We start from the raw sequence: 15145 nt of genomic DNA, 5'->3' as shown, positions 1-15145 counted from the left end.
CCTCTTTTCCTCACCAGCCGAGCCAGACCGCTACCAAGGCAGCCGCTGCCGGCGCGGCCTGCACGAACAGGATCTTGCGACCGACCGTTGCCGCCCCGTAGAGCCCGGCAACGGCCACGCAGAGCAGGAAGAAAACCTTGACCTGGAAACCGGCCGTGCCGAGGTAGAGGGCCCAGATCAGGCCGGCGGCGAGAAAGCCGTTATAGAGACCCTGATTGGCGGCAAGCACCTTCGAGGCGCTGGCGAATTCCGGCGTCAGCCGGAATGCCTTGTGCCCGCGCGGCGTATCCCAGAGCACCATCTCCAGATAGACGATATAGACATGGATCAAAGCCACCAGCCCGACCAGGATGTTGCCGATCATCGTATTCCCTCGTGATGTATCGTCGGGCAGCATTTCACGCGTCGGCTCGCCAGCGCAAGGCGCATCTGCCGGACGGCGCGTGAGGGTTGCAAACGCGCCGGCGTTGGTATCTTTTTCGCCCTTCCCAATCACGGAAGCCGCCATGTCCTTTCAAAAACTCGATGACCTCGGCCACAAGCTCGAAGCCCTGGAGCACGCGCTGGCCATCCTCGGCGCCGATGAAGCGACCCACATGGCCGTCGGTGGCGGCGAGAAGCGCGCCGAGGCCATGGCGGCACTTGCCGGCATGTACCACACCAGGGCGACCGCGCCGGAAATAGCGGACTGGATCGCCGCCGCCGAAGGCGAGGCGCTTGACGATGAACAGCGGGCGGCGCTGGCCGAACTGTGGCGGCAATACACCAACCTGACCTGCCTGCCGGTCGAATTCGTCGAACGCCAGACGACCGCCCGCATGCGCTGCGAGCAGCTGTGGCGCGACCTGCGGGCCAAGAACGACTGGGCGGGCTTCCTGCCGGCGCTTGAAGGCGTGGTGGCGCTGGTGCGCGAAGAGGCGGCCCTGCGCGCCGACATCCTCGGCCTCGCCCCCTACGACGCGCTGATGGAGCAATACGACCCCGGCAACCGCACCGCCGACATCACCCCGGTGTTCGCCGACTTGAAGGCTTTCCTCAAGGGGTTCGTGCCGGAAGCGCTGGCGGCGCAGGAAGCGCGGCTGCGCAAGCATCCGCTGAAGCCGCTTGCGGGCAGCTACGCGATCGACAGGCAGCGTGAACTCGGCCTTGCCATGATGGCGGCGGTCGGCTTCGACCTGACGCACGGCTCGCTGTCGGTGTCGCACCATCCGTTCTGTGGCGGTGTGCCGAGCGACGTGCGCATCACCACCCGCTACAAGACTTCCGATTTCTTGTCGGCGCTGATGGGCGTGCTGCACGAGACCGGCCACGCACTCTACGAGCAGAACCTGCCGAAGGCCTGGTCGCACTGGCCGCTCGGCAAGGCGCGCGGCATGGCCGTGCATGAAAGCCAGAGTCTGTTCGTTGAAAAGCAGATCGGGCGCAACCCCGCCTTCTGGCGTTGGGCATTGCCGGTCGTGGAAAAGCATCTCGGCGAAATCTGGTCGCTCGACGACATCCTGCCGCATGTCCACCATGTCGAGCGCGGCCTGATCCGTGTCGATGCCGACGAGGTGACGTATCCGCTGCATGTCATCCTGCGCTATGAACTGGAGCAGGAGCTCGTCTCCGGCAGGCTCGAGGTGGCCGAACTGCCCGAGGCCTGGAACGCCAGGATGCGCGACTATCTCGGCCTCTCAACCATCGACAACCCCGCGGACGGGCCGATGCAGGACGTGCATTGGCCTGCTGCCGCCTTTGGCTACTTTCCCTCCTACACGCTGGGCGCGATAATGGCGGCGCAGCAATGGGCGGCGCTGACGCGGGAGCATCCGTCGGCCGATGACGATCTTGCCATGGGGAATTTCGGTGCCATCAACGATTGGCGCCGCAAGAACATATGGTCGCACGGATCGCGCTGGTCGACGCCCGACCTGCTCGAACGCGCCACCGGTGAAAAGCTCAATGCCGTCTATTTCACCGACCACCTGCGCAAACGGTATGGAGCCGCGTGAGCACGCCCAGCGTCGCCGCTACTCAGCCGCGCCCCTGAAGGCGCTGGCGCCGGTCTCGAACTGCAGCTTGGCCAGCCGGGCATAGATGCCGCCCTTGGTCACCAGGCTCTGATGCGTGCCTTCCTCGACGATGCGGCCGCCATCCATCACCAGGATGCGGTCGGCCTTCAGCACCGTCGCCAGGCGGTGCGCGATGACGATCGTGGTGCGGCCCCGCATCAGCCGCTCCAGCGCCATTTGCACCAGCGTCTCGCTTTCGGCGTCGAGTGCCGAGGTCGCCTCGTCGAGCAACAGAATCGGCGCGTCGCGCAGGATGGCGCGGGCGATCGCCACCCGCTGGCGTTGCCCGCCCGACAGCGTCACGCCGCGCTCGCCGACCTGGCTGTCATAGCCCTTCTCGAGCTTGAGGATGAATTCGTCGGCCAGCGCGTCCTTTGCCGCCGCTTCGATCTCTGACTCGCTGGCGCCCGGCCGGCCGAAGCCGATATTGTCGCGCGCGCTGGCCGCGAAGATGGTGACGTCCTGCGGCACGATGGCGATGCGCTGCCGTATCGAAAGGGGGTCGGCTTCGCGGATGTCGACGCCGTCGATCAGGATCCTGCCGGTCTCCGGATCGTAGAAGCGCAGGATCAGCGAGAACACCGTGCTCTTGCCCGCTCCCGAGGGACCGACGATCGCCACCGTCTCGCCAGGCTTGACCGAGAAGCTCAGGCCGTGGACGGCGGCGCGGTCGGGCCGGGCCGGGTAGGAAAAGGACACGGCCTCGAAGCTGATCGCTCCCTTGCTCGCCACCGGCAGCGGCCTGGGATTGGCAGGCGCCACGATCGCCGGCTCCTCGGCGAGGATTTCGGTCAGCCGTTCGGCGGCACCTGCTGCCTGGGCCAATTCGCCCCAGACCTCCGATAGCGCGCCGAGCGCACCGGCGGCGAATACCGAATAGAGCAGGAACTGGCCTAGCGTGCCCGGCGACAGATTGCCGTCGAGCACGTCGCGCGAGCCGAACCACAGCACCGCCACGACCGAGGAGAAAATCGTGAAGATGGCGAAGAAGGTGAGGAACGAGCGCGCGAAGATCGAGGCGCGCGCGGCCTCGAAGGCGGCCTCGACGGCACCCGAAAAACGCCCGGTGACCAGCGTCTCATTGGTGAAGGCCTGCAATGTGCGCACCGCGCCGATCTGCTCGCTGGCATAGGCGGTGGCATCGGCCAGCGTGTCCTGCGCCTGCCTTGACTTGCGCCGCACCGAGCGGCCGAAGGCGACCAGCGGCAGCACGATGATTGGAATGGCTGCGATGACCAGCCCGGACAGTTTCGGGCTGGTGAAAACCATCATCGCGACCGCGCCGAGGCCAAGGATGACATTGCGCAGCGCCACCGAAGCGGTCGCCCCGACCGCCGATTTGACCTGCGTGGTATCGGCGGCGAGCCGCGACACGATCTCGCCCGACTGGGCAGTGTCGAAGAAGGCCGGCGACAGTTTCGTCACATGGGCAAAGACATCGCGCCTGATATCGGCGACGACGCGCTCGCCGAGCGTGATGACGAAATAGTAGCGGCCCGCCGATGCCGCCGCCAGCAGCGCGGCCATCGCCACCAGCGCGGCGAAATATTCGGCGATGAAGGAGGAACCGGACGGCGTGAAACCATGATCGATCATGCGCCGTACCGCCAGCGGCAGCGCCAGCGTCGTCACCGCCGCGACGATCAGCGAGATGACGGCGCCCGCCACCAATGTGCGGTAGCGGCCGATGTAGGGAAACAGGCGCCTGAGCGGCTTGAGCGAGCGCCGGCGCTCGTCTGCGCTGCTGGTTTGCGCCATCCTGGTCTTTCCTCTTGGCCGCCTTCAGCTATGCGCCTCAATATGCGCTTGCCGCGGCCTTGTGATTCAATTCCGGCTGATGTATAGGCTCGCCGACCGTTTTAGAAGCCGCGGCTCCTCAATAGCTGCGGCTTCGAGTTTTAAAAAGGGGCGCATCGACGCAGGCTTTCAGCCCGTCAGCCGCGCCCGGCAAACCAGGAACCGAGCCATGAAGACCGATATCCATCCCGACTACCACACCATCAAGGTCGTCATGACCGACGGCACCGAGTACATGACCCGTTCGACCTGGGGCAAGGAAGGCGATACGATGAACCTCGACATCGACCCGACCACGCACCCGGCCTGGACCGGCGGCCAGCAGACCCTGCTCGACCGCGGCGGCCGCCTGTCGAAGTTCAAGAAGCGCTTCGAAGGTTTCGGCCTCTAGGCCTCATCAGCTTTTCGCAGACCAGAGAACCCGCCCCCGTGGCGGGTTTTTTGTTGGCCAATGCACGTCCCTTCACGCTGGCGCTTGCCCCCACCTCCGCCTTGTCGGTCCCGTGTGGGAGGTCGGACCGAAGGTCGGGGTGGGGGTCGGCGCTGCCCCACCCCGCTGCTTCGCAGCGACCCTCCCCACGAGGGGGCGGGTGAGAGCATCCTATTCCGCAAGCAATTCCCTGAGCGCCATGCGCTTGTAGGCGGCGACCAGCCTGTCGCCCTCCTTCCGCTCGACCGAGATCGCCAGCCGCATGGCGGCCTCGCCCATCTGCCAAACGAGAAACGCCGTCGTCTCCAGCGCGACGGCATCGGCATCGGGCCGCAGGCGTTTGAGCGTCGCAGTGAGAAATTCGGCGTTCGCACGGCTGTCGGCGAGCTCCAGTTCGCGCAGCGCTTTGTCGGCCTGCGTGCCCGACCAGATATCGCGCATCACCGGCTCCGCCAGGAACAGGTGGTAATAAATGTCCACCAATTCCGAGAACGCCCGCCGAAGGCCCTCGGCGTCGCCGACGTCCTTGAGCGTGGCTGAAATGCAGGCCTGGCTTTCGGCGGTGTAGCGCTCGGCCAGCGCCCAGACGATCGCCCGCTTGTCGGGGAAGAACTGGTAGAGCGAGCCGATCGACACCCCAGCCCGCTCCGCCACCTCGCCCATGCGCATGGCATCGCTGCCTTGCTCCGCAATCAGCGCCGAGGCGGCGGCGAGCATGCGCTCGACCCGTTCACGGCTGCGCTGCTGGCTCGGCGCGCGGCGTGGCGTGGCGACCTGTTCCGGTGGGGACGTGGCGGTTTTTTCCATGGCTCTTCAACAGACGCCGGGCGGCAATGCCACCCAGAAATGACTTGACTCGCAAAATACGAGGGTTTATCACGTTTTGCAAATATGAGGATTTCTCATGTTTTGAAAGAAGCAGACGGGATAATTGATTTGAAGGCGTCGAACAGGTGGCCGGCCATCCCGCAAAACTTTTCTGCCCATTGCGGCTGAAACCGCCGCAACCGGCATCTGGAGCAACTGACATGATCGCGAAGCTACTTCCCACCCTCATCTTCATCGCCGCTATCGGCTCGGGCGTTGTTGGCGGCGTGTTCTTCGCCTTTTCCAACTTCGTCATGCCGGCAATGGCTCGCCTGCCTGCCGCGGGCGGTATCGCCGCCATGAACTCGATCAACATCACCGTCATCACGCCGATGTTCATGACCGCCTTGTTCGGCACCGGCCTGATCTGCCTTGTCTTGATCGCCGGCGCCATCATCAGCTGGCAGCAGCCAGGCTCCTTCTGGCTGCTGGCCGGCGCAGTCATCTATCTCGTCGGCAACCCGATCGTGACGATGGTTTTCAACGTGCCGCTCAACGACGCGCTGGCCGCCATCGATCCGGCGAGCAGCAACGGCGCTGCTGTATGGACCACCTATCTCAGGGACTGGGTGATGTGGAACCACGTGCGCGCGATCACCGCCATCACCGCGCTGGCATCCTTCTGGTTCGCCGCGCGTTGACATGTCTCGGTCCGCCGCGTTCGGCATCGCGGCAACCGAGGCGTGTTTGTCGGGAGAAGCGCCGTGAACGACCCGCATTCCACCATGGCCTTGGGCATTGCCGCGGGGATCGGCCTCGGCGCTGTCTGTGGCGCAGCGATGGATGACCCTGCCGTCGGCATCGGCATGGGCATAGCAATCGGCGCGGGGATCGGCGCGATTTTCGGGCAGAGGCGAGGAAAATGACGTCCGGCTTCCGCGGGAAGTCTCAGCTCTTCGCCTTGCGGTCGGAATGACCGAGATCGCGGTCCGGGTCGATGACGTCGCGCACCAGTTGCTTGAGTTTTGCCGCATCCGGAAAGCCGCCGTCACGCTTGCGGTCCCAGACCAGCACCTCGTTGCAGCTTATGGTGAAGACGCCGCCGGTGCCGGGCACCAGCGTCACCTCGCCCAGATCGACGCCGAATGTCGACAGCAGTTCCTGCGCCATCCAGCCGGCACGCAGCAACCACTGGCACTGGGTGCAATAGGTGATGCGGATGGTGGGCAGCGGTTTTTCGGTCATGTCAGGCTTTGCTCACGCAGCGCTGAGCTTGGCCATGGTCTCCTCGTCGACCTCGAAATTGGCGTAGACGCTTTGAACGTCGTCGTCGTCCTCGAGCGTGGCGACCAGCTTCATCAGCGACTGGGCGCGTTCTTCGTCGACCGGAACATTGTTCTGCGGCTTCCAGATCGGCTTCACCGATTCCGCCTCGCCGAGAGAGGCTTCCAGTGCCTTCGACACCTCGCCGAGGTTTTCGAAGGCGCAATAGATGGTGTGGCCTTCCTCATCCGACTCCACGTCATCGGCGCCGGCTTCGATTGCCGCGTCCATGACCTTGTCGGCGCTGCCGGCCGATGCCGGATAATAGATCTCGCCGACCCGATCCCACATGAACGACACCGAGCCGGTTTCGCCCATCGCCCCACCGGCCTTGGTGAAGGCGGCGCGCACATTCGAAGCCGAGCGGTTCCGATTGTCGGTCAGCGCCTCGACGATCACGGCGACGCCGCCGGGACCGTAGCCCTCGTAACGCACGGCTTCGTAATTTTCGGCGTCGCCCATCGACGCCTTGTTGATGGCGCGCTGGATGTTGTCCTTCGGCATCGACACCGCCTTGGCGTTCTGCACGGCAAGGCGCAGGCGCGGATTCATCGACGGATCGGGCGTCCCGCTCTTGGCCGCGACGGTGATTTCGCGCGCCAGCTTGGAAAACATTTTCGACCGCACCGCGTCCTGACGGCCCTTGCGGTGCATGATGTTCTTGAACTGTGAATGGCCAGCCATGGCACCCCTGTCGTATTCGGCTAGAGCATTGCTCGGCGAGATGCATGACCCGCCTTCCGCAATGCTCGAATTCAAAATGTCAGAACGTCCCTGCTGCGTCCGAATGGACGTATGGCGCTCTTTGTCGGAATGGCCGGCTTATAGATAAATCGGCTCAATTCGTCCAGCCGCGCCGCGCTTTGCCACGCATGGCAAAGCCGTGGCGGCCGTTCACCCCTCCAGATCGGATTTCAGCCGGTCGATGATACTAAGCGCATGGCCGGCGTACTGGCTGATCCAGCGGTCGTGAATCTGCTTGATCGGCAGCGCGTTGAGATGGTTCCAGCGCTCGCGCCCCTCGCGCCGCGCCACGATGAGATCGGCCTCTTCCAGCACTTTGAGATGCAGCATGACGGTGCAGCGGTCGACATCGGAAAATGCCTCGCACAGCATGCCGGTCGTCTTTGGCGCGTCCTTCAGCAGATCCAGCATCTCGCGCCGGCGCGGATGCGCCAGCGCCTTGAAAACATTGTCGTCTTGCGATCGGCTTGACATGTTATGTTTTTATAACATAAGCTCCTATCAATCAAGGAAGGAACTGTGGATATGTCTCTTGGATTCAGGGTTTCAGGACGCATCGGCAAACCGGTCGCCGACGTCTTCGACGCGGTCGTCAATCCGAAGAAGCTCAGCTCCTATTTCACCACCATCGGCGGTGCCAGCGCGCCCTTGGTGCCGGGCGCCAATGTCGTGTGGTGGGGCAAGGTGCCGGTCGAAGTAGACGAAATCGTCAGGGACAGCCGCATCGTGCTGCGCTGGGATGCCACCGACGAAGAGGGAAAGCCGGCCTACAAGACCCGCATCGAGATGAATTTCGAGCCGCTCGACGACGGCGGCACCTTCGTCACCATCGCCGAGGCCGGCTGGCACGAGGACGCGGTCGGCCTGAAGAAGTCCTATCTCAATTGCGAGGGCTGGTCGCAGATGCTGGCCTGCATGAAGGCCTATGTCGAACACGGCATCAATTTGCGCGAAGGCTACTACCGCAGCGAGATGAAGGGCGAGCCTGCCAACGAGACCAACATTTGAGCGAAGGGAGGCCTGCCGTGAAAGTAACCCCGTTCCTGATGTTCGAAGGCAAGGCCGAGCAAGCCATGGCCTTCTATTGCGAGACCATTCCGGATAGCCGCGTCCTCGACCTCACGCGCTACGGTGCAGGCGAGGACGGACCCGAAGGGGCAGTCAAGCTGGCTCGCGCATCCATCGGCGGCACGGAGGTCATGATCTTCAACAGCCCTGTGCACCACGCCTTCACCTTCACGCCGTCGGTCTCGCTCTTCGTCGACTGTTCCACCGAAGAAGAGCTGGAGCGCATCGTCGAGGCCTTGTCCAAAGACGGCGCGTTTCTGATGCCGACCGGCAATTACGGTTTCAGCCGCCGTTTCGCCTGGCTGAACGACAGGTTCGGCGTTTCCTGGCAGATCAATCTGCCATAGCAGGACCGGGCCAAGCCGAGATCTGGCTGGGACTGTTCACCGGGGATTTTCCGGGCGCCGCCGATCATCTCGCCAAGGCCGGCGTCGAGCGATGCGACGCCATCGAGCCGCTGGGAGAAGGCTTCCGCGGTTTCTGGATCACCAGCCCCGCCAACATCGTTCCCATGGTGCGGGAGCCCGACGCCTGGTGAAGGCGTATTCGGCAGGGGAGAACGGTATGGAAATCCGCGAGACACCGACGGCCGAAGCCGCCATGCTGATCCGGCGGCCGGTCTCCGACGTTTTCGAGGCCATCGTCAACCCGGAGATCACCACGAAATTCTGGTTCACCCATTCCAGCGGCAGGTTGGACGGCGGCAAGCCGGTTCAATGGGAGTGGCGCATGTATGGCGTCTCGACGACGGTGGTCGCCAGCGAGATCGTCGTCAACGAAAAGATCGTCATGCAATGGAGCGATCCGCCGACCACGGTGATCTGGACCTTCACCGAAATGCCAGGTGACGCGACCTTCCTGGAGGTCCGCAATTTCGGCTTTGCCGGCAATGGCGACGAACAGGTGAAACAGGCGGTCGATTCAACCGGCGGCTTCACGCTCGTTCTGGCCGGCGCCAAGGCCTGGCTCGAACAAGGCCTGACACTAGGCCTGATCGGCGACCGTCACCCGAAGGGCGCGCCGGGGAGTTGAACCGGCTCAGGTTCTACGCTTTTCCTGCTCGATCACGTGATGGCGGAGCACACGATTGATTTCGGTCTGGCAACCACCCCCGACGTGTTCCTTGAACCACGATAGCACGTCGGCATCGAGTCTGATTGTCACTGGCTGCTTGAGTGGTCTGTAAAGATGTCCACGACGAGCATGAATCCAATTCTCCGCCGGAACTTCTGGAATATCGGAAGTATCAATCTCGCTGTCAGGCAAACCAGCCAGCTTGGCGAGCTGGTTGCGCTGATCCTGACCAAGGTCCTTCTTGCTCATAGCGCCTCCTTTCATGCGCTGTCGCTTTCCGGGCACCAACAATCCTAACTCGTCCTTCATCTTCGCGATCAGGATATGTGTGGACAACCAGCATGACCACTACGGCATCGATCGTCCCGATAGCGTGCCAACGCTGCTCACCATCTTCAAACCGGTCGGGCACGATGAGATAAAGCGGATCATCGAACACCTTCTGCGCGAGATCGAATCCGATGCCGAGCTTGGCAAGTTTGCGCCTGGCTCTTTCAGCATCCCATTCGAACCGCAAAGCAGCACCATCGATTACGATATTGTACGTACAATTTCGTAAGAGTCAGCCTGAACTCGGCATTGGCCATGTCGTCAGGCTCAATGCCCGCCGCCGGACTTCGCCTTCTTGCGGTTCCGCGCCAGCATGTTGAGGCCTTCGACGAGCGCCGAAAAACCCATCGCCGCGTAGATATAACCCTTGGGCACATGGTAGCCCATGCCGTCGGCGATCAGCGTCATGCCGATCATCAACAGGAAGCCCAGCGCCAGCATGACGATGCTCGGGTTCCTGGCTATGAAGTTCGCCAACGGCGTAGCCGCCAGCATCATCACCGTAACCGCCACGATGACGGCGATGTACATGATGGCGATCTCGTCGGTCATGCCGACGGCGGTAATGATGGAATCGATGGAGAAGACAAGGTCGAGAAGCAGTATCTGGAAGATGGCGCCGGCAAGGCTCATCTGCACGGTCTCGCCCAGCATCGTGTCCTGGTGGTCGTCGGGGTCGACCGTGTGATGGATCTCCTTGGTCGCCTTCCACACCAGGAACAGGCCACCGGCGATCAGGATCAGGTCGCGCCAGGAAAAGCCGTGGCCAAGGGCGGTGAAGACCGGCGCCGTCAGTTGGACGATGATCGAGATGGTGGCGAGCAGCACCAGCCGCATGACGAGCGCCGCCGAGATGCCGAGCCGGCGGGCGCGGGCTCGCTGTGCTTCCGGCAGCTTGTTGGTCAGGATCGAGATGAAGATCAGGTTGTCGATGCCGAGCACGATCTCGAGCACCACCAGGGTCAACAGCGCGACCCAGGCGGTGGGATCGGACACGAAGGCGAAGTGCGGCGCCAGGAACTCGATAAGCTGCATGGAGGTCGTCCCCTCTACGATCTAGAGCAGTGTCGCCGGCAGTTAGGTATTGAGAGCCCCTATATCAATGTCACGTCCAGAAGGACGGCGCCGTTTCCTCGAGCCGCGGCCCGCGGCGAAACGGCGCGATCTTCTCGGTCAGCCCCGTGCGGTCGGAAATATCAACGCCGACGCCGCACAAGGTCGCGGGTCCGGTCGCCGCCTCGAAACGCCCCTTCGGCACTTTCGACAGGAACCGGTTGAGCGGCTCCTCCTTGTCCATGCCGAGCGACGAATCATAATCGCCGCACATGCCCGCGTCGGAAATGTAGCCGGTGCCGCCATTGAGGATATGGTGATCGGCGGTCGGCTGGTGGGTGTGAGTGCCGACCACGAGGCTGGCGCGACCGTCGACGAAATGCGCGAAGCACATTTTTTCGGAGGTCGCCTCGGCGTGGAAGTCGATGACCACGGCATCCGCCTGCTCGCCGAGCGGACAGGCGGCAAGCTCGCGCTCGCCAGCCTGGAAGGGATCGTCGAGCTCGGGATGCATGAACACCCGGCCCATGATGTTGGCGACCAGCACGCGCGCGCCGCTCCTGGCGATGTAGACGCCCGAGCCGCGCCCTGGCGTACCCTTGGGAAAATTGGAGGGGCGCAGGAAGCGCTCTTCGCGCGGCGCGAAGGCGAGCGCATCGCGCTGGTCCCAGACATGGTTGCCGGTGGTGACGACATCGGCGCCGGCCGCGATGGTCTCGCGAAAAATCTCCTCGGTGATGCCGAAGCCGCCGGCCGCGTTTTCGCCGTTGACGATGACGAAATCGAGCTTGAAATCCGAGATCAGGCCCGGCAATTGCTCCCACACCGCCGTGCGGCCTGTCTTGCCGACCATGTCGCCGAGGAAGAGAAGTCTCATCACGCTTGACCCCGAAAAGTGGCATGACTTTCGGCAAAGATCATGCGTTCCAAAGAACTATCTACAATTCTGGCTCGAACCGGCGCAACCCGCTCTCGGTGAGTATTTCCGGGATGATGACGTCATGGTCCTCATTGGGAACCATCGTCACTTCCTGGCAGTCGAAAGCAATGCCGATCAGCCGGGGCGCATGCCCCTTGTCGACAAGCTTGGCGATCGCACGGTCATAATAGCCCGCGCCGTAACCGATGCGGTGGCCGCGCGCGTCGAAACCGGCGAGCGGCACCAGCATGACGGAGGGGTCAAGAACTTCGGCCTCCTCATGCGGCCCGACGGTGCCAAATCCCATATCGATCATCGGCGCGCCGCGTACCAATTCGCGAAAGACGATGGTCGTCTTGTCGAGGATCGCCGGAAGGCAGAGCCGTGCGCCCTTTTCGCGCAAGGCGAACATCAGCGGCCGGACATCGACTTCCGAGCGCATTGGCCAGAAGCCGGACACGATTTGGCCTGGCTCGATGGCAAGCTGGTCGCGCGCGGTTTCGGCCATATCGAGCGCGACTTCCACCCGCCAGAATTCATCGAGCGCGTCGCGGCGGCCAAGTGCTTCCTTGCGCAGCTGTTTTTTCAGGTCTTTTGAGGATGCCATGCGCAGACGCTAGAAAAAGCCAGACCTGAATGGACGTTTTGGGAGCGACGTTTTCCATCGCATGATCCACGAAATACGTGGATGTGGCGAATAAGTGACGATCCACACAACCGGTGGAGAAGTCGATCCCGGGTGCCTACAAAGTAGGTGGGCGCCGTGTGAGAAAACCCACGGGTCTTCCCAGGGACAGCTCCCTAAGGATCGTTAAGGCCCCGGGGAAAAGTGTCTCCTGCCGGGAAGCGCAGACCGTCAGCCCCAATATAGGCCGATGCCCTCCCAAGCGCCAGAGACTTGGCGCCAGAGAGTTGGCGCTCTTGCCCTGCCGGCTTCACACTTCGCCGCCGCCAACCCACCCTTGCATGGGCCAAGCCGTCTCCTTACGGTCGTCCGTACTGAACCAAGGAGCAAAAATGCGTTTCGAAGGCACGGCGGCCTACGTCGCCGACAAGGATCTGATGGTGGCGGTCAACGCGGCGATCGCGCTGGAACGGCCCTTGCTGGTCAAAGGTGAGCCCGGCACCGGCAAGACGGAGCTTGCCAGGCAAGTGGCGGCGGCACTCGGGCTGGAACTCATGGAATGGCACGTCAAATCGACGACGCGGGCGCAGCAAGGCCTCTACGAGTACGATGCAGTGTCGCGGCTGCGCGACAGCCAACTTGGCGATACCAGGTTCAACGATATCAAGAACTACATCAAGCGCGGCAAATTGTGGGAAGCCTTCGCCGCCGGCAAGAAGGTTGTGCTTCTGATCGACGAGATCGACAAGGCCGATATCGAATTTCCCAACGACCTCTTGCAGGAACTCGACCGGATGGAGTTCTTCGTCTACGAGACCGGCGAGACGATCCGCGCCGCGGTGAGGCCGATCGTCATCATCACCTCCAACAACGAGAAGGAACTGCCCGACGCCTTCCTGCGTCGCTGCTTTTTCCACTACATCCGCTTTCCCGACGTCGAGACGCTGCACAGGATCGTCGATGTGCATTATCCCGGCATCAAGCAGAATCTGGTGCGGGCGGCGCTCACTCAGTTCTACGAAATCCGCGACGTGCCGGGACTGAAGAAGAAGCCGTCGACCTCCGAGGCGCTCGACTGGATAAGGCTGCTGGTCGCCGACGACATCGCGCCCGAGGATCTGCGCGCCGACCCGAAGAACGCGCTGCCCAAGCTGCATGGCGCACTGCTGAAGAACGAGCAGGACGTGCATCTGTTCGAACGGCTGGCCTTCATGGCGAGACGGCAAGGGTGACGAGCGGCTCGGCGTCCTGAGGCCGAGCCGCAAGGCATTGCTAGGAGCGCACCTTGCCAGCACCCTGCGCAGGACGCCCGCTTCGCTGCTGCGGCGCGACATGTTTTGGACCGAAGATAGCAAAGCTGATGACGGCAAGAGCCAGAACGCCGATCCCGCTATAGAGCATGACCCAGCCAAAACCGTTGACCAGGGAGGCATGAACGATGGCGCCCGTCGGGTCGAGGGTCGCAAGCTTGGGCGAGTATTGCGCCAGGCCGTCGAGATTGCCGGCTGCGATCTTCTCCGCCAGGGCGCGCAGTTCGTTCGGGTCGATAGCCGTGCCGAATGCGTTGCGCAGATAAGAAACGATCCCTTGCGTCAGCAGCAGTCCCAGCACCGCGATGTTGATGGCAAGGGTGATCAGCCGCGCACTGATATCGATGCCGGACGCCATGCCGGCACGATCGGGTGACACCGAGCCGGTCGTGGTGTTGGTGGTCGGCGAATTGGTCAGGCCGATGCCGATGCCGGCGATCAGCGTGCCGGGCAGCATGGTCAGCCAGTTGCCCTCGAGCCCGGAACCTATCCACATGGCGATGAAACCGACCCCCAATGTCAACAAGCCGAGCGGGATCGCCACCCGCGCCTGATAGCGTGCCCGCAGGCGCTCGGCGATCGACGGCATCAGCATGAAAGGGAGCGTGTAGACGAGCAGCAACAGCCCGGTCGTGGTGCTGTCGTAACCGAGGACCCCCGAAAAATAGATCGGCAGATAGATGATGAACGGCCAGTAGCTGAAATTCATGCCGATGCCGCCCATGATCGCTCCCGAGAATTGGCGGATGCGGAAAACGGAGAAATCGAACATCGGATAGGGATTGATCTTCTCGGCTACGAGGAACGCGACGAAGGCCAGCACGGCCGCGCTTGCCACGCCGATGCGCGCGCCAGCGCCCAGATCGGCCCCTTGCGTGATCAGATAGGAGAAGCCGAACACCGCGAACGACAGTGTCAGTATGCCGGCCCGGTCAAGCTTCTGCGCGTTGCGATCGCGCGATTCGGTGACACCGGCGCCGATGAAAGCCAAGGCAAGAACGCCAAGCGGCACATGGATGAGGAACACCCATTGCCAACTCGACAGCGTCACAATCAATCCGCCAATGGCGGGGCCGAAGCCAAGGCCGATGCCCGAGACGACGCTCCAGGCGACGAAGGCCTTGCCGCGTTCACTGCCGTCTTGAAACTGGTGGGACAACACCGCCACGCTGCAGGTAAACATCGCTCCGCCCGCCAGGCCCTGAAGAAACCGGGCGATGATCAGCAGCGGAGCGCTCGTTGCGAGACCGCATAGCAGGGAGGCGAGGCCAAAGGCGACGGTGGTGCCCACCATCACGCGTTTGCGGCCGAGACGGTCGGCCAATGTCCCCGTCGCCATCAACACCGTGGTGCAGGCAATGGTGTAGGCATTCATGATCCATTGCAGATCCTTGAAATCAGCGCCAAGCACGGTTTCCAGTTTCGGCAGGATCACCGGGACGCTGGAGATTTCGAGGCCGAACAGCAGCGAGGCGAGGCAGACCCCCGCAAGAGCAACGGTGTTTCGGTCGATTGGAAACGTCATGTCGGTCACTTTCAGTCGGAGCATTCGGAAGTGGCTGCGAGCGTCGCTCTTCACACAGCGGTCGACATGACTTAAATGACCCCCCA

At 62.9% G+C, this 15145-nt stretch carries 20 protein-coding genes, 1 other RNA gene and 1 pseudogene; 9 read left to right on the top strand and 13 right to left on the bottom strand.

Annotated features, from left to right (window positions below):
• Positions 1-10: 10 nt before the first annotated feature.
• Positions 11-364 (bottom strand): DUF1304 domain-containing protein, encoded by a 354-nt coding sequence (locus tag FJ951_RS22480; protein WP_140493158.1) that lies wholly within the window; start codon positions 362-364, stop codon positions 11-13.
• Positions 365-506: 142 nt separating this feature from the next.
• Between FJ951_RS22480 and FJ951_RS22475 the strand changes: the two genes are divergently transcribed.
• The gene (locus tag FJ951_RS22475) at positions 507-1994 is read left to right on the top strand and encodes a carboxypeptidase M32 (RefSeq protein ID WP_140517545.1); all 1488 of its coding nucleotides are present in this window, start codon (positions 507-509) and stop codon (positions 1992-1994) included.
• An 18-nt stretch (positions 1995-2012) separates the two neighbouring features.
• Here the strand turns inward: FJ951_RS22475 and FJ951_RS22470 are convergent, their stop codons facing one another.
• Positions 2013-3812: an ABC transporter transmembrane domain-containing protein gene (locus FJ951_RS22470; RefSeq protein ID WP_140493152.1), complete on the bottom strand. Its 1800-nt coding sequence runs from the start codon at positions 3810-3812 to the stop codon at positions 2013-2015.
• A gap of 208 nt (positions 3813-4020) precedes the next feature.
• On the opposite strand from FJ951_RS22470, the gene rpmE reads away from it, so the two are divergent.
• Entirely contained in the window at positions 4021-4242 is a 222-nt protein-coding gene (rpmE, locus tag FJ951_RS22465; RefSeq protein ID WP_006327661.1) for a 50S ribosomal protein L31, read from the top strand.
• Between the two features lie 210 nt (positions 4243-4452).
• Here the strand turns inward: rpmE and FJ951_RS22460 are convergent, their stop codons facing one another.
• Entirely contained in the window at positions 4453-5088 is a 636-nt protein-coding gene (locus tag FJ951_RS22460; protein WP_140517544.1) for a TetR/AcrR family transcriptional regulator, read from the bottom strand.
• A gap of 221 nt (positions 5089-5309) precedes the next feature.
• Between FJ951_RS22460 and FJ951_RS22455 the strand changes: the two genes are divergently transcribed.
• A complete protein-coding gene (locus FJ951_RS22455) occupies positions 5310-5789 on the top strand; it encodes a DUF1772 domain-containing protein (protein ID WP_181172268.1) in 480 nt (159 codons plus the stop codon).
• Between the two features lie 63 nt (positions 5790-5852).
• Positions 5853-6014, top strand: a complete 162-nt coding sequence (locus FJ951_RS28515; protein ID WP_181168316.1) for a hypothetical protein — start codon at positions 5853-5855, stop codon at positions 6012-6014.
• A gap of 22 nt (positions 6015-6036) precedes the next feature.
• Here FJ951_RS28515 and FJ951_RS22450 read toward each other — a convergent pair whose 3' ends face one another.
• The 3 genes from FJ951_RS22450 to FJ951_RS22440 form a co-directional block, all read right to left on the bottom strand.
• Complete coding sequence (locus FJ951_RS22450; RefSeq protein WP_140517543.1) at positions 6037-6333, bottom strand: SelT/SelW/SelH family protein; 297 nt, start codon at positions 6331-6333, stop codon at positions 6037-6039.
• Positions 6334-6345: 12 nt separating this feature from the next.
• Positions 6346-7095 carry a YebC/PmpR family DNA-binding transcriptional regulator gene (locus tag FJ951_RS22445; protein ID WP_140493143.1) on the bottom strand — a complete coding sequence of 250 codons (750 nt, stop codon included), beginning with the start codon at positions 7093-7095 and terminating at the stop codon, positions 6346-6348.
• A gap of 210 nt (positions 7096-7305) precedes the next feature.
• A complete protein-coding gene (locus tag FJ951_RS22440; RefSeq protein ID WP_140493140.1) occupies positions 7306-7629 on the bottom strand; it encodes a helix-turn-helix domain-containing protein in 324 nt (107 codons plus the stop codon).
• A 51-nt stretch (positions 7630-7680) separates the two neighbouring features.
• Between FJ951_RS22440 and FJ951_RS22435 the strand changes: the two genes are divergently transcribed.
• The 4 genes and pseudogenes from FJ951_RS22435 (at position 7681) to FJ951_RS22420 (ending at position 9255) form a co-directional block, all read left to right on the top strand.
• Complete coding sequence (locus FJ951_RS22435; RefSeq protein WP_140493137.1) at positions 7681-8163, top strand: SRPBCC domain-containing protein; 483 nt, start codon at positions 7681-7683, stop codon at positions 8161-8163.
• Between the two features lie 17 nt (positions 8164-8180).
• Positions 8181-8570, top strand: a complete 390-nt coding sequence (locus FJ951_RS22430; protein ID WP_224646529.1) for a VOC family protein — start codon at positions 8181-8183, stop codon at positions 8568-8570.
• Positions 8571-8581: 11 nt separating this feature from the next.
• Positions 8582-8761: pseudogene (locus tag FJ951_RS28900) on the top strand (hypothetical protein); the annotation flags it as partial.
• A 26-nt stretch (positions 8762-8787) separates the two neighbouring features.
• Positions 8788-9255, top strand: a complete 468-nt coding sequence (locus tag FJ951_RS22420; RefSeq protein ID WP_140517542.1) for an SRPBCC family protein — start codon at positions 8788-8790, stop codon at positions 9253-9255.
• A gap of 6 nt (positions 9256-9261) precedes the next feature.
• Here FJ951_RS22420 and FJ951_RS22415 read toward each other — a convergent pair whose 3' ends face one another.
• The 6 genes from FJ951_RS22415 to ssrS form a co-directional block, all read right to left on the bottom strand.
• A complete protein-coding gene (locus FJ951_RS22415; protein WP_140493131.1) occupies positions 9262-9546 on the bottom strand; it encodes a BrnA antitoxin family protein in 285 nt (94 codons plus the stop codon).
• Complete coding sequence (locus FJ951_RS22410) at positions 9482-9814, bottom strand: BrnT family toxin (protein ID WP_140493128.1); 333 nt, start codon at positions 9812-9814, stop codon at positions 9482-9484. Before FJ951_RS22410 ends, FJ951_RS22415 begins: the two co-directional genes overlap by 65 nt.
• An 80-nt stretch (positions 9815-9894) precedes the next feature.
• Positions 9895-10662 (bottom strand): TerC family protein, encoded by a 768-nt coding sequence (locus FJ951_RS22405; protein ID WP_140517541.1) that lies wholly within the window; start codon positions 10660-10662, stop codon positions 9895-9897.
• 70 nt (positions 10663-10732) lie between these two features.
• Entirely contained in the window at positions 10733-11557 is an 825-nt protein-coding gene (locus tag FJ951_RS22400; RefSeq protein ID WP_140493122.1) for a YmdB family metallophosphoesterase, read from the bottom strand.
• 61 nt (positions 11558-11618) lie between these two features.
• Positions 11619-12206 carry a 5-formyltetrahydrofolate cyclo-ligase gene (locus FJ951_RS22395; protein ID WP_140517540.1) on the bottom strand — a complete coding sequence of 196 codons (588 nt, stop codon included), beginning with the start codon at positions 12204-12206 and terminating at the stop codon, positions 11619-11621.
• 95 nt (positions 12207-12301) lie between these two features.
• A non-coding RNA gene (gene ssrS / locus FJ951_RS22390) (6S RNA) lies at positions 12302-12457 on the bottom strand.
• Between the two features lie 159 nt (positions 12458-12616).
• Between ssrS and FJ951_RS22385 the strand changes: the two genes are divergently transcribed.
• On the top strand, positions 12617-13456 hold the full coding sequence (locus FJ951_RS22385; RefSeq protein ID WP_140517539.1) for a MoxR family ATPase: 840 nt from the start codon (positions 12617-12619) through the stop codon (positions 13454-13456).
• A gap of 40 nt (positions 13457-13496) precedes the next feature.
• Here FJ951_RS22385 and FJ951_RS22380 read toward each other — a convergent pair whose 3' ends face one another.
• On the bottom strand, positions 13497-15059 hold the full coding sequence (locus FJ951_RS22380; protein ID WP_246671771.1) for an MFS transporter: 1563 nt from the start codon (positions 15057-15059) through the stop codon (positions 13497-13499).
• Between the last annotated feature and the right edge of the window lie 86 nt (positions 15060-15145).

Source organism: Mesorhizobium sp. B2-2-3, from assembly GCF_006442405.1.
Classification (GTDB): Bacteria; Pseudomonadota; Alphaproteobacteria; order Rhizobiales; family Rhizobiaceae; genus Mesorhizobium.
The sequence above is the reverse complement of the archived record's forward strand: the minus strand, read 5'-3'. Positions and strand labels throughout refer to the sequence as shown.